A 13076-nucleotide genomic window follows, 5' to 3' on the forward strand; every position below is an offset into this window, starting at 1 on the left:
CGGCGAATTATAAATGCACCCCGGCATTTAAACTAAGCGAACAAATAAGATGTTTTATGAAAGGAAGCTCCGAAAGGGTAGTACGAATGGATTATGAATTCGCTTTGATAGTGCTGGGCTTTTTCGCTTTCTGCGGAGGGTTGATAGATGCGGCAGTGGGTGGTGGCGGCCTCGTACAGCTTCCCGCGCTTTTACATGCTTTACCTCAGCAAAGTCTAGCCACAATTTTCGGGACTAATAAAGTAGCGGTTTTGGCGGGTAACCTTTCCTCAGTATTTAGCTATTTGAAAAGAATAAAAATTATATGGAGGCTCATGCTTCCGACGATGGCCTCGGCATTTGTATGTGCCTTTTTAGGGGCGGCTTCGGTATCTGTAGTACCTAAGAAAATAATGGAGTTTGTTGTTTTTTTTATTTTAATAGCGATGACCGCATATATTTTCAAAGAAAAAAATCTCGGCCTAGTAAACACCGGAAAACAATGCAGAACCAGGGAGATTCTATTAGGAGTGTTGTTCGGGGGTTTGGTCGGATTTTATGACGGCGTCTTTGGCCCTGGAAGCGGAAGTCTATTGCTTTTCATATTTGTCAAATATTTCGGCTTCGATTTTTTAAATGCATCTGCATCTGCAAAGCTGGTCAACTTGGTTACTTTTACCGCAGCGCTAGTATTTTTTGTTCCGTCTGGAAATGTTTTGTGGGCCGTGGGTGGCGTTATTGCTCTGTGCAATATCGCTGGATCGCTCACTGGAGTTTTTTTAGCGCTACGCTACGGGAGTGGTTTCATAAGAAAGTTTTTTCTTGTACTACTTTTATTTTTGATAGGTCGAATGGGGCTTAACTTGTTTCAAAATTGATCCAATCGTCGACACCCGGAAGCAGATTTCCTAGCCAAATCCCGACGGAGTGCCACTAGGTTTAATCGCTGACCTACGAGCCTCAATCCGGCTACGCAGCCTTGCGCCTTTGCCTACAACTACGCCAGAATTCGCCGGCTTGTGCGCCTTGCTCCCGAGCTCTATCTTTTCCCTGCCACTGCCCATCAGTGGTCGGGTTTAGTAGCCCGAGGTTTTTCCGCAAGATGCATGAGTCCTCAACAAGCAGGTATCTCAATTCCTGTCCTTGATGGTGACTGTGCGCAGGGCGCTTCGGCGCGCCGGCAATGCTGGAATCCCCGGTCTACTAACCTGCGCACAGCCGCCACCCTTCTTTTAGTAGGGAAAGGTCGCGGCCTAACTCAAGGATTCCAGCTTATGTTCAAAATCACTCCAAACCCTCCAGAAGCAGATCCCAACTCTCCTTATCTGGACGGCCTTAACGCCAAAAAACTCGACGATGCCGCTAAGCGAGCATTGGATTTTCATCTAAAGCCCAAATCACCAAGACCTAAAGAAACCATCCAACCCGGCCAGTTATTCACCGTCGTAAAAGATATCGACAACGAATGCCTGCTGGTCAACCTCAGCGAAACCCTCGCTTCAGCTGATGCGATGGTCAATGAACTGGCTTTCGATATGGAAGGGTCCAACCGCCATGTCCTATTGGGCATCCAGCAATTGATCGAGCTGAGTTCGTTGCTGGCTAACCGTGCATTGGATAACGTCGATCCCCGATAGCCGCCAAACCACAATCGCTGTGGCTAGGGTGCTTGCTCCCGCTGGGCCGGGCTGCGCTCCAGCGTGAGGCAGCTCCAAAAGCGACGACTGCTTCGCAGCCGAGCGGGAGCAAGCTCCCTCGCCACGGATTCATGGGTTGGCTTAACGAACGATTTCAATCCACCAGCCACAAAAAAAGGCATACCGATCACCATCGGTATGCCTTTTTTGTTGCCGCTTCCTTCCCTCGTCAGAGGTACTCGCCGCGATTACGGGTTAACGCTGTCCTTCAAGGACTTGCCCGGCTTGAACGCAACGGTGTTGCTGGCCTTGATCTTCACTGGCTCGCCGGTTTGTGGGTTCTTGCCGGTGCGGGCGCCGCGGTGGCGTTGCAGGAAGGTGCCGAAGCCGACCAGGGTGACGCTGTCCTTGCGGTGCAGGGCGCCGGTGATTTCTTCGAGGACGGCGTTGAGGACGCGGTTGGCTTGTTCTTTGGTGAGGTCTGCTTTTTCCGCGATGGCGGCAGCGAGTTCTGGTTTACGCATGAATGAAGCCCCTTTGACGGTTTTTTTGTTGTTATGTCCGGGCTGTTCTCTTCGGAACACCCCCTAAGGCGCCGCAGGCTCTACTCTGCGGCAGACGGGAGTGAGGATGGCACGGGGCCGCAACCGGCGCCAGTGGCCGGCGGGGGTTTGTGCCCTCAAAAGCAGGTTATTTGTGACAGAACGGCCAGTATTTACGCCAGCAGGGCTGGAAGCTGCTTGTTCAACGCCAGTTTTTCCATCACCGCCGCACCGGTCAGGGCGTAGCCCAGCAGATTGCCTTGGGCGTCGCGGCACAGGGCCTTGATGTCGGCGCCTTGCCCTTCGACGCTCCACACGCCTTCGCTACCCCGTGGTGGTGGCGAAACCACCAATGGGCACACCGGGGTTTTCACCGTGATCGGCATGGCGCCGTAGCCTACGGCGGTGGGGTTGCCGGCCAGGGTTTGGGCCAGGGCGCGGGCGCAACTCATCAGCGGCATCACGTAGAGCAGGTTCAAGCCATCGACTTCGGCGCAGTCGCCCAAGGCGTAGATATTGGCGTGGGAAGTCTTCAGATGACGATCCACCACGACGCCGCGATTGACCACCAGGCCGGCGGCGGCCGCCAGGTCGATGCGCGGGCGCAGACCGATGGCCGAGACCACTAGGTCGCAGGCGATCACTTGGCCGTCCGATAGGTGCGCTTCCAAGCCGTCGGCCACCCGTTGCAGGCGATTGAGCACCGGGCCGAGGTGGAACCGCGCGCCAAGGCTTTCCAACCCGGCCTGTACCGCTGCGGCGGCCGCCGGGTGCAGCAGCGTCGGCATGACTTGCTCGCATGGGGCGACCAGTTCTACTTCATAGCCACCCAGGATCAGGTCGTTGGCAAATTCGCAGCCGATCAGGCCGGCGCCTAGCAGCAGCACCCGGCGCTTGCCAGCGGCGGCGGCGCGAAAGCGGGCGTAGTCTTCCAGGTCGTTGATGGGGAAGATCAGGTCCGCCGCGTCGCCTTGCACCGGCACGCGCACGGTTTCAGCGCCCCAGGCCAGCACCAAGTCGCGATAGCTCACTGCTTCTTCGCCGATCCACAGGCGCTTGTGGCCCGGGTCGATGCCGCTGATGCGCGTGTGGGTGCGTACCTCGGCATTCAGTTGCTCGGCCATCGCGCCTGGCTCGGCCATGCTCAGGCCATCGGCGTCTTTGTTCTTGCCGAAGCCCGTGGAGAGCATCGGCTTGGAGTAGGAGCGGCCGTCGTCCGCGGTTATCAGCAGCAACGGGGTTTCGCTGTCGAGCTTGCGAAATTCCCGGGCCAGGTTGTAACCGGCCAGGCCAGTGCCGACGATAACGACAGGTGCGCTCATGTTGCTCTCCGTTTGGTGAAACGATCAGTTGATTTCGATCATTTCGAAATCCATTTTGCCGACGCCGCAGTCCGGGCACAGCCAGTCTTGCGGTACGTCTTCCCAGCGAGTGCCGGGCGCGATGCCATCGTCAGGCCAACCGTCAGCTTCGTTGTAGATCAGGCCACAGACAATACATTGCCACTTCTTCATTCCAATACTTCCTCAAGATGTCAGGCTTGGCCGGTATTTTCCGGCTCAGGGCCGTTTTGTACTGATCGGTCGCGACAGATGCAAGCGGCATCGGCGCGACGGCGGGTTGGCTCGGCCAAAATCGCCGACCGGCATGGTAAGCTCGCGGCCTCATTTGCTGCCATTCAAGACCCCTGTGCCGCCTACAAATTCGATATTTCCTACACTCCAATGGCTGCCCCAACACCTGCTGTCGCCCCGCCCGGATGCGTGCGTCATGGAGTGGCTGTTTGACCAAGGCTCCCTGACCCGGCGCCTGACCGGCCTGTCGGACGATCACTTCAGCGTGACGCCGCTGTTCGAAGGCTGGCAGCCGTTGCGCGCCGATGAGTGTGCCGCGCTGGACCTGGCCGAGGGCAGCGAGGGCTGGGTGCGCGAGGTGTACCTGCGCGGCCACGGCCAGCCTTGGGTGTTTGCCCGCAGCGTGGCGGCGCGCAGCGCGTTGCAGGGCGACGGCTTGCAGATGGACGAACTGGGCAGCCGCTCGTTGGGCGAGCTGCTGTTTTGTGACCAGGCGTTCCAGCGTCGGGCGATCGAGGTCTGCCACTACCCGAGCGAATGGTTGCCGGCAGAGGTTCGCGCCACCGCGTTGTGGGGCCGTCGTTCACGTTTTGATCGCGGCACGTTGAGCGTACTGGTGGCGGAGGTGTTTCTGCCGAGCCTGTGGACAGTCGCCCGCGCCTATTCGGAGAATTGCTGATGTACGTGCAACTGCTCAAATCCTTGAACCGCCTCAATCCGCGGGCCTGGGACTTCGTGCAACTGACGCGCATGGACAAGCCCATCGGTATTTATCTGCTGCTGTGGCCGACGTTGTGGGCGCTGTGGATCGCCGGTGAGGGTTCGCCATCCCTGGCCAACATCGTGATTTTTATTCTCGGCGTGGTACTGACCCGTGCCGGCGGCTGCGTGATCAACGACTGGGCCGACCGCAAGGTGGACGGCCACGTCAAGCGCACCGAACAGCGTCCATTGGTGAGCGGCAAGATCAGCTCCAGGGAAGCGCTGGTGTTCTTCGCGGTGCTGATGAGCGTGAGCTTCCTGCTGGTGCTGTGCACCAATGCGCCGACGATTCTGTTGTCCTTGGGCGGGTTGGCTTTGGCCTTCAGCTACCCGTTCATGAAGCGCTATACCTATTACCCCCAAGTGGTGCTGGGCGCGGCGTTTTCGTGGGGCATGCCGATGGCCTTCACCGCCGAAACCGGCCATCTGCCGGCGGCCGCCTGGTTGCTGTACATCGCCAACCTGCTGTGGACGGTGGGCTACGACACCTATTACGCCATGACCGACCGGGACGATGATTTGAAAATAGGCGTGAAATCCACGGCGATCCTGTTCGGCGATGCCGACCGGGTGATCATCCTCACGCTGCAAGGCCTGGCCCTGGCCTGCCTGTTGCTGGCCGGGTCGACATTCAAGCTCGGTGGCTGGTTTCACCTGGGGCTGGTGGCCGCTGCCGCGTGTTTCGCCTGGGAGTTCTGGTACACCCGCAGCAAGGATCGGATGCGCTGCTTCAAGGCGTTCTTGCACAACCATTGGGCCGGATTGGCGATTTTCGTGGGGATTGTGCTGGACTATGGGTTGCGCTGAGGCGATTCGCTTATCCATAGAACCCGCCCAATGGCACTGGCCGCAATGGCAATCAACGAATACTGTATGCACATACAGCTTTCGGAGTATTGCCCATGTCCGTCCCTCTTCCGCCCCGTGGCCGCGGCACCGCCACCAATCCGCATAACCGTTTCGCCCCAAGCCGTTCGGTGGCCGAGGATGATGGCTGGTACCAGGAAGTACCGCCAACCCAGGGCACCGAAGTACGCATCGAAACCGCCAAGACCATCATCACCCGCAACACTTCCACCGACATCCCTTTCGATCGCTCGATCAACCCCTACCGAGGCTGCGAACACGGTTGCATCTATTGTTATGCCAGGCCCAGCCATGCCTACTGGGACATGTCGCCCGGGCTCGATTTCGAAACGAAGCTGATCGCCAAGACCAACGCCGCCGACGTGCTGGAGCAACAATTGGCCCGGCGCGGCTACCAGTGCGCGCCGATCGCCCTGGGTTCCAACACCGACCCCTACCAGCCGATCGAACGCGAGCAACGCATTACCCGGCGGATTCTCGAGGTGTTGCTGCGTCATCGGCACCCGGTGACCATCGTCACCAAAGGCTCGTTGATCCTGCGGGACCTGGACCTGTTGACCGAACTGGCCCAGCAACGCCTCGTACACGTGATGATCAGCCTCACCACGCTGGACGATGAGCTCAAGCGCATTCTCGAACCCCGCGCGGCCGCGCCCAGCGCACGGCTTCGGGCCATAAGGGTCATGCGCGAGGCGGGTATCAAGGTGGGGGTACTGTGTGCGCCAATGATTCCGATGATCAACGACAGCGAGATCGAAAGCCTGCTGGCCGAAGCCCATGCCGCCGGCGCGCAGACCGCCGCCTATGTCATGTTGCGCCTGCCACTGGAGGTGGCGCCGCTGTTCGAGGAGTGGTTGCAGGCGCACTACCCGCAGCGCGCCGCCCATGTGTTGAGCCTGGTGCGCCAGAGTCGCGGCGGTGAGCTGTACGACAGCCGATTTGGCGTACGGATGCGCGGCGAAGGCCCGTTTGCCGATCTGCTGGCGCAGCGTTTCGCTAAAACGATTAAGCGATTGGGAATGGATCGACGCGACGGTTACGATCTTGATTGCGATGCCTTCTGTCCGCCGGGGCGACAGATGTCATTGATTTAAATACAGTTCGCTTTAAATTGATCTTTGAAGATGGCGCGGCGCAAACATCCCTGGCGCTTTGTTTACGCCTCGTAATATGCGTTCTAGAGCCTTCCATTCAGTTTGAGTTAAGTTTCGGCCGCTACCTTGTTCATCGAGTGACTGACGGGTCGAGCCTTTCGACCTGGATGTTTTTTAACCAGCCACTGGCGTCTCAAAGAGGATGAATCATGAGTGACAAGGATAAACAGCCGTTGGCTGCGTCGGCTTCAGCCCAACCCCAGGCGGAAACCGCCGATGCAGCGCTGCAGCACATTGTTGACGGCTTTTTGCATTTCCATCACGAGATCTTTCCCCAGCAGGAAGAGCTCTTCAAGAAACTCGCCACCGCCCAGAAGCCCCGGGCGATGTTCATCACCTGCGCCGATTCGCGCATCGTGCCCGAGTTGATCACCCATAGCTCTCCTGGCGACCTGTTCGTGACCCGTAACGTCGGCAACGTCGTTCCGCCTTACGGCCAGATGAACGGCGGCGTTTCCACCGCCATCGAATACGCCGTGCTCGCCCTCGGCGTGCAGCACATCATCGTCTGCGGCCACTCCGATTGCGGCGCCATGCGTGCCGTGCTCAACCCCGATACCTTGGAAAAAATGCCGACGGTCAAGGCCTGGCTGCGCCACGCCGAAGTCGCCAAGACCATGGTCCATGACAACTGCCCGTGCGGTGACGAGAAGCAGACCATGCCCGTCCTCACCGAAGAGAACGTGATCGCGCAGTTGCAGCATTTGCGAACGCACCCCTCGGTGGCTTCTCGCATGGCCAGCGGCCAGTTGTTCATCCATGGCTGGGTGTACAACATCGAGACCAGCGAGATCAAAGCCTTTGACGCGGACCGGGGCTGTTTCCTGCCGCTCGATGGCAGCCATCCGATACCGGTGGCGACGCCCAAAGCGCGCTTCTAAAACCACTCCTAATCATCCTTGTATGGTTCAGCCTTACCGCTATTGAGGCGGTAGGGCCTCGCCATGCCTGAAGAAACTTCGGGAGAGTCGCCATGCGTGCTGCTCAATTAAAAGCTGTTCTGCCACGGGAGCTGTTGGCTTCGGTGGTTGTATTCCTCGTGGCGCTGCCCTTGTGCATGGGCATTGCCATCGCATCAGGCCTGCCACCGGCCAAGGGCCTGATTACCGGGATCATCGGTGGTTTGGTGGTGGGTTTTCTGGCGGGCTCCAAGCTGCAAGTCAGCGGTCCGGCCGCCGGGTTGGCGGTGTTGGTTTTCGAACTGGTGCGCCAGCATGGCGTGGCCATGCTCGGGCCGATCCTGTTGTTGGCCGGCCTTCTGCAACTGTTGGCCGGACGCTTTCGCCTCGGGTGCTGGTTCCGGGTCACCGCGCCTGCGGTGGTGTACGGCATGCTCGCCGGTATCGGCGTGCTGATCGTATTGTCCCAGGTCCATGTGATGCTCGACGCAGCGCCCAAGCCTTCCGGCCTGGACAACCTGGCGGCATTCCCTGCGGCAGTCGCCCAGGCCTTGCCGTCGTTCGGCTGGCAGGCCGGCTTGCTGGGCCTTTCGACGATCGCGGTGATGTGGCTATGGGAAAAGTTCCGGCCCCATAGCCTGCGCTTCATTCCTGGCGCGCTGCTGGGCGTCGGCCTGGCAACCGTCGCGAGCCTGCTGCTGGCGTTGCAGGTCAAGCGCGTGGAAGTCCCGGAAAACATGGCCGAAGCCATCGACTGGCTGCGCCCGGCGGATCTGCTGAGCCTGGCCGATCCAACGCTGCTGATCGCGGCCTTCGCGGTCGCCTTCATCGCCAGCGCCGAAACCCTGCTGTCGGCGGCCGCCGTGGACCGCATGCACAGCGGCGAACGGGCGGATTTCGACCGGGAATTATCGGCGCAAGGTATCGGCAACATGCTCTGCGGCCTGCTCGGCGCCTTGCCCATGACCGGCGTGATCGTGCGCAGCTCGGCCAATGTCCAGGCCGGCGCGACCACGCGGATGTCGACGATCTTCCACGGCTTGTGGTTGCTGCTGTTCGTGCTGTTGCTGTCGAGCGTGCTGCAAAGCATTCCGGTGGCGAGCCTGGCGGGTGTGCTGGTCTATACCGGTTTCAAGCTGGTGGACATCAAGGCGTTCCGCAGCCTCGGTCGTTATGGGCGGATGCCCATGTTCACCTATGCCGCAACGGCACTGGCGATCATCTTCACCGACCTGTTGACCGGTGTACTGGTCGGTTTCGGCCTGACCCTGGTGAAGCTGGCCTGGAAAGCTTCGCGCCTGAAAATCAGCCTGATCGACCTGCCGCAGGAAGGCGAGATGGAACTGCGATTGGTGGGTGCGGCAACCTTCCTCAAGGTTCCGGCCTTGACCCAGGTACTGGGTACCATTCCCGAAGGCGCGACGGTGCATGTGCCGCTCAATAACCTGAGCTACATCGATCACTCGTGCCTGGAGTTGCTCGAAGAATGGGGCCGGGCGAACGCCAGCAAGGGTTCGAAGCTGCTGATTGAATCCCGCGGGCTCAAGCGCCGGTTGGAAGGGCGATTGCGCACGACGGTGGGGGTTGGCGCAGCCTCTGCCTGACAGCTCACTCCCAAAGGAGCTGGGTGTAGGGCAGATAATTCTTGAAGACCACAAACTCAATGTGGGAGCGAGCTTGCTCGCGATGGCGGCGTGTCAGTCCACTACACTGTGGCTGACCCAATGCAATCGCGAGCAAGCTCGCTCCCACAGGGGAGTTATGTGTTCCCGATAGATCAAGCCGCCGGCTGATCCAGCTCCAGGCCCACGCCCAAGCGACGGGACATGCACGGCCAGCGCTTCCAGGCCGCGCCGGTCTCCGGGCTGCTGAGCTTCTCGCGATAGGCTTCCACCGACTCCAACGCAAACGTCTCGTCGTTGAGCATCTCATCGAACGTGTGATGCACCACTTCATCGAGCTGGTTGGCAAATGCCTCACCGATCAATTGGTGGGCGATCAGGTTGGCGACCGTCATGTCCAACGGAATCAGCGGCTGGCCGAAATGCTTGATGTAGAGGTCGTTCACCTCTTCGACGAACCGGTGCGCCAGATAGGCTTCGTCGAGCAGGCTGTTGAGCCCGACATGCCCGGCCGTGATGGTCGGTGGCTGGAGAAAGTACTGCTCGGCAATTTTCAGTACGGGTTTGATTTGCGACTCGATACCCGCCTCCCTGGCAACGACATTGGCTGCATCCAGCAGGTCAGGCACTTCGTTGATGTAGGCGGCGACAAATCTCGCCAGGACGTCATTGGCGTTCGCATCCGGCAACTGAATGGCGGGGTGCAGCGTTGGTAACTGCGCCGTCAACTGACGGCTCAACAGGCCGGTCTCGGCCTCATGTTGCAGGGCTTTTTGGATCTGCTCGCGCAATGCGGCGGTGTTCATGACAACTCCAGGAAACAACAGGCAATGAAATAGGAATGACATAACTTAGCTGGCGCGCATTGACTCCTAAGACCTATTTTTCATAACCGCCCCTTCCCTGATACGTCGCCGTTATATCGGTTTGCCATCACTCAGTTCGCATCCTTCTCCATTCATGGGCTCTAGCGCAAGCCCCGGCTGTTTCAAACGATTTACGCCGTCGCGTTGCGAGGTTGCAGGTGCTGTCTATACTCGGGTTGGAATGGAGTTAGCTGATGACACCCGATTGCATGTGCAGCAAGGCGCGGCGAGTCAATTAAGCAGTCTGAAAAGCCGATCCCTTGCCGCAGGCGTTACGCCTACGGGATAACAAGAACGATAAGGGGAACCCGCAATGACGCGACATCCACACGTATGGATGGGCCTCCTGTTGTGGTCGATTTTCAGTCAGGCGCAAGCGGCCTGGACTGTGAATATGGCGCCTGGAGCGACACAGATCAGCAATGCAGTGTTCGACCTTCACATGACCATTTTCTGGATCTGTGTGGTCATCGGCATCATCGTCTTCGGCGCCATGTTCTGGTCGATGATGATGCACCGCCGCTCAACCGGCCAGAATGCCGCGCACTTCCACGAAAACACCCGCGTCGAAATCCTCTGGACCATCGTGCCCTTCCTGATCCTGGTGCTGATGGCGATCCCTGCCACAGCCACGCTGATCAAGATGTACGACTCCAGCGAGTCGGAGATCGACATCCAGGTCACCGGCTATCAATGGAAGTGGCACTACAAATACCTGGGCCAGGACGTCGAGTTCTTCAGCAACCTGGCGACCCCCGCCGAACAGATCAACAACCAGAGCGCCAAGGGCGAGCACTACCTGCTGGAAGTCGACAAGCCGCTGGTGCTGCCGGTCGATGCCAAGGTGCGCTTTCTAGTGACCTCCGCCGACGTGATCCACTCCTGGTGGGTGCCGGCCTTCGCGGTCAAGCGCGACGCTATTCCAGGGTTCGTCAACGAAGCCTGGACCCGCGTCGACAAGCCCGGCATCTATCGTGGCCAATGCGCCGAGCTGTGTGGCAAGGACCATGGCTTCATGCCGATCGTGGTAGAGGTCAAGAGCAAACCCGACTACGAGAAATGGCTGGGCGAACGCAAGGCCGAAGCCGCGCAGCTTAAAGAGTTGACCAGCAAGGAGTGGACGCGCGAAGAACTCGTCGAGCGTGGCGACAAGGTCTACCACACCACATGCGTGTCATGTCACCAGGCCGAAGGCCAGGGCTTGCCGCCGATGTTCCCGGCGCTCAAGGGCTCGAAAATCGCCACCGGGCCAATCAAGGATCACTTGAGTATCGTCTTCCATGGCAAGCCCGGCACCGCTATGGCCGCGTTCGGCAAGCAGTTGTCGGAAGTCGATATCGCCGCGGTCGTGACCTATGAACGCAACGCCTGGGGCAACAACAAGGGCGACATGGTCACGCCCAAAGAAGTGCTGGAACTCAAACAGGCAGAAAGCCAATGAGCCGGCCTGACGTCTGTTCCCGCAACCGGTCGGGGCGCGTTGCCCCGCGCCGTCCAGCCCATTGGTTCGAAGGAGAAAGGACATGAGTGCTGTGATCGATGACCACGGTCATGCCGACCACGCCCACGGCCCCGCCAAGGGCCTGATGCGCTGGGTGCTGACCACCAACCACAAGGACATCGGTACGCTGTACCTGTGGTTCGCGTTCTCCATGTTCCTGTTGGGCGGCTCGTTCGCCATGGTGATCCGCGCCGAGCTGTTCCAGCCCGGTTTGCAGATCGTACAGCCGGAGTTCTTCAACCAGATGACCACCATGCATGGCCTGGTGATGGTCTTCGGCGCGGTGATGCCGGCCTTCGTCGGCCTTGCCAACTGGATGGTGCCGCTGATGATCGGCGCGCCGGACATGGCCCTGCCACGCATGAACAACTTCAGTTTCTGGCTGTTGCCCGCGGCGTTCCTGATGCTGGTCTCGACGCTGTTCACACCGGGGGGTGGGCCGAATTTCGGCTGGACATTCTATGCGCCGCTGTCCACCACCTATGCGCCGGAAAGCGTGACGTTTTTCATCTTCGCCATCCACCTGATGGGCATCAGCTCGATAATGGGCGCGATCAATGTGGTCGCCACCATCCTCAACCTGCGCGCCCCCGGCATGACGCTGATGAAAATGCCGCTGTTCGTCTGGACCTGGCTGATCACCGCGTTCCTGTTGATCGCGGTGATGCCGGTGCTGGCCGGGTGCGTAACGATGATGCTGATGGACATCCACTTCGGCACCAGCTTCTTCAGCGCCGCCGGCGGCGGTGACCCGGTGCTGTTCCAGCACGTGTTCTGGTTCTTCGGCCACCCCGAGGTGTACATCATGATCCTGCCGGCCTTCGGTGCCGTCAGCTCGATCATCCCGGCGTTCTCGCGCAAGCCATTGTTCGGCTACACCTCGATGGTCTACGCCACGGCCGCCATTGCGTTCCTGTCGTTCATCGTCTGGGCGCACCACATGTTCGTGGTCGGCATCCCGCTGGTGGGCGAGTTGTTCTTCATGTACGCGACCCTGTTGATCGCCGTGCCCACCGGGGTGAAGGTGTTCAACTGGGCCAGCACCATGTGGCAGGGCTCGCTGACCTTCGAGACGCCGATGCTGTTCGCCGTGGCGTTCGTGATCCTGTTTTCCATCGGCGGCTTCTCCGGGCTCATGCTCGCCATCGCCCCGGCGGACTTCCAGTACCAGGACACCTACTTTGTGGTCGCGCATTTCCACTACGTGCTGGTGCCAGGCGCGATCTTCGGGATTTTCGCCTCGGCGTACTACTGGCTGCCGAAATGGACCGGCCACATGTACGACGAAACCCTCGGCAAGCTGCACTTCTGGCTCTCGTTCATCGGCATGAACATGGCGTTCTTCCCGATGCACTTCGTGGGCCTGGCGGGCATGCCCCGGCGGATTCCCGACTACAACCTGCAGTTCGCCGACTTCAACATGGTCTCGTCCATCGGCGCGTTCATGTTCGGCACCACGCAGATCTTCTTCCTGTTCATCGTGATCAAGACCATCCGCGGCGGCGAGCCAGCCCCGGCCAAGCCGTGGGATGGCGCCGAAGGGCTGGAGTGGAGCGTGCCGTCGCCGGCGCCGTATCACACGTTTACTACGCCGCCGGAAGTGAAATAGATGACACCGGGGCCTTGTGTGGAAGCGAGCTTGCTCGCGATGGCGGTGTGTCTGACGCACCGAG

Annotated in this window: 13 protein-coding genes; 9 read left to right on the forward strand and 4 right to left on the reverse strand. The window is 59.6% G+C overall.

The window, feature by feature from the left end; translation table 11 throughout:
* The first annotated feature begins 86 nt into the window (after positions 1–86).
* Entirely contained in the window at positions 87–857 is a 771-nt protein-coding gene (locus J3P81_RS24345) for a sulfite exporter TauE/SafE family protein (protein WP_434561382.1), read from the forward strand.
* A 396-nt stretch (positions 858–1253) separates the two neighbouring features.
* Complete coding sequence (locus J3P81_RS24350) at positions 1254–1616, forward strand: DUF6124 family protein (RefSeq protein WP_434561384.1); 363 nt, start codon at positions 1254–1256, stop codon at positions 1614–1616.
* Between the two features lie 248 nt (positions 1617–1864).
* On the opposite strand, the gene J3P81_RS24355 is transcribed toward J3P81_RS24350, so the two are convergent.
* The 3 genes from J3P81_RS24355 to J3P81_RS24365 form a co-directional block, all read right to left on the reverse strand.
* Positions 1865–2140, reverse strand: a complete 276-nt coding sequence (locus J3P81_RS24355; RefSeq protein ID WP_003213368.1) for an HU family DNA-binding protein — start codon at positions 2138–2140, stop codon at positions 1865–1867.
* Positions 2141–2331: 191 nt separating this feature from the next.
* Positions 2332–3480 carry an NAD(P)/FAD-dependent oxidoreductase gene (locus tag J3P81_RS24360; RefSeq protein ID WP_434561386.1) on the reverse strand — a complete coding sequence of 383 codons (1149 nt, stop codon included), beginning with the start codon at positions 3478–3480 and terminating at the stop codon, positions 2332–2334.
* Positions 3481–3504: 24 nt separating this feature from the next.
* Complete coding sequence (locus J3P81_RS24365) at positions 3505–3672, reverse strand: rubredoxin (RefSeq protein WP_420765972.1); 168 nt, start codon at positions 3670–3672, stop codon at positions 3505–3507.
* Positions 3673–3847: 175 nt separating this feature from the next.
* Between J3P81_RS24365 and J3P81_RS24370 the strand changes: the two genes are divergently transcribed.
* The 5 genes from J3P81_RS24370 (at position 3848) to J3P81_RS24390 (ending at position 9018) form a co-directional block, all read left to right on the forward strand.
* Positions 3848–4411 (forward strand): chorismate--pyruvate lyase family protein, encoded by a 564-nt coding sequence (locus J3P81_RS24370; protein ID WP_434561388.1) that lies wholly within the window; start codon positions 3848–3850, stop codon positions 4409–4411.
* Positions 4411–5301 carry a 4-hydroxybenzoate octaprenyltransferase gene (gene ubiA / locus J3P81_RS24375; protein ID WP_434561390.1) on the forward strand — a complete coding sequence of 297 codons (891 nt, stop codon included), beginning with the start codon at positions 4411–4413 and terminating at the stop codon, positions 5299–5301. Before J3P81_RS24370 ends, ubiA begins: the two co-directional genes overlap by 1 nt.
* A gap of 95 nt (positions 5302–5396) precedes the next feature.
* Positions 5397–6455 carry a PA0069 family radical SAM protein gene (locus tag J3P81_RS24380; RefSeq protein ID WP_434561392.1) on the forward strand — a complete coding sequence of 353 codons (1059 nt, stop codon included), beginning with the start codon at positions 5397–5399 and terminating at the stop codon, positions 6453–6455.
* Positions 6456–6664: 209 nt separating this feature from the next.
* Complete coding sequence (locus J3P81_RS24385) at positions 6665–7396, forward strand: carbonic anhydrase (RefSeq protein ID WP_420765976.1); 732 nt, start codon at positions 6665–6667, stop codon at positions 7394–7396.
* A gap of 92 nt (positions 7397–7488) precedes the next feature.
* Positions 7489–9018, forward strand: coding sequence for a SulP family inorganic anion transporter (locus tag J3P81_RS24390; protein WP_434561394.1), 1530 nt, complete (start codon positions 7489–7491; stop codon positions 9016–9018).
* 173 nt (positions 9019–9191) lie between these two features.
* Here J3P81_RS24390 and J3P81_RS24395 read toward each other — a convergent pair whose 3' ends face one another.
* On the reverse strand, positions 9192–9842 hold the full coding sequence (locus J3P81_RS24395; RefSeq protein WP_420765978.1) for a hypothetical protein: 651 nt from the start codon (positions 9840–9842) through the stop codon (positions 9192–9194).
* A 373-nt stretch (positions 9843–10215) separates the two neighbouring features.
* Between J3P81_RS24395 and coxB the strand changes: the two genes are divergently transcribed.
* Both coxB and ctaD read left to right on the forward strand, forming a co-directional pair.
* A complete protein-coding gene (gene coxB / locus J3P81_RS24400; RefSeq protein WP_434561396.1) occupies positions 10216–11343 on the forward strand; it encodes a cytochrome c oxidase subunit II in 1128 nt (375 codons plus the stop codon).
* An 82-nt stretch (positions 11344–11425) separates the two neighbouring features.
* Positions 11426–13012, forward strand: a complete 1587-nt coding sequence (ctaD, locus tag J3P81_RS24405; protein WP_420765980.1) for a cytochrome c oxidase subunit I — start codon at positions 11426–11428, stop codon at positions 13010–13012.
* The last annotated feature ends 64 nt before the right edge of the window (positions 13013–13076 follow it).

The organism is Pseudomonas sp. R1-6 (assembly GCF_051132115.1).
Classification (GTDB): domain Bacteria; phylum Pseudomonadota; class Gammaproteobacteria; order Pseudomonadales; family Pseudomonadaceae; genus Aquipseudomonas.

Excerpts from the sequence above, each read along its gene's own strand:
- J3P81_RS24390 (WP_434561394.1), top strand. The coding sequence starts at position 7,489 with ATGCGTGCTGCTCAATTAAAAGCTGTTCTGCCACGGGAGCTGTTGGCT.
- J3P81_RS24380 (WP_434561392.1), top strand. The coding sequence starts at position 5,397 with ATGTCCGTCCCTCTTCCGCCCCGTGGCCGCGGCACCGCCACCAATCCG.
- J3P81_RS24360 (WP_434561386.1), bottom strand. The coding sequence starts at position 3,480 with ATGAGCGCACCTGTCGTTATCGTCGGCACTGGCCTGGCCGGTTACAAC.
- ubiA (WP_434561390.1), top strand. The coding sequence starts at position 4,411 with ATGTACGTGCAACTGCTCAAATCCTTGAACCGCCTCAATCCGCGGGCC.
- J3P81_RS24385 (WP_420765976.1), top strand. The coding sequence starts at position 6,665 with ATGAGTGACAAGGATAAACAGCCGTTGGCTGCGTCGGCTTCAGCCCAA.
- coxB (WP_434561396.1), top strand. The coding sequence starts at position 10,216 with ATGACGCGACATCCACACGTATGGATGGGCCTCCTGTTGTGGTCGATT.
- J3P81_RS24350 (WP_434561384.1), top strand. The coding sequence starts at position 1,254 with ATGTTCAAAATCACTCCAAACCCTCCAGAAGCAGATCCCAACTCTCCT.
- J3P81_RS24395 (WP_420765978.1), bottom strand. The coding sequence starts at position 9,842 with ATGAACACCGCCGCATTGCGCGAGCAGATCCAAAAAGCCCTGCAACAT.
- ctaD (WP_420765980.1), top strand. The coding sequence starts at position 11,426 with ATGAGTGCTGTGATCGATGACCACGGTCATGCCGACCACGCCCACGGC.
- J3P81_RS24345 (WP_434561382.1), top strand. The coding sequence starts at position 87 with ATGGATTATGAATTCGCTTTGATAGTGCTGGGCTTTTTCGCTTTCTGC.
- J3P81_RS24355 (WP_003213368.1), bottom strand. The coding sequence starts at position 2,140 with ATGCGTAAACCAGAACTCGCTGCCGCCATCGCGGAAAAAGCAGACCTC.
- J3P81_RS24365 (WP_420765972.1), bottom strand. The coding sequence starts at position 3,672 with ATGAAGAAGTGGCAATGTATTGTCTGTGGCCTGATCTACAACGAAGCT.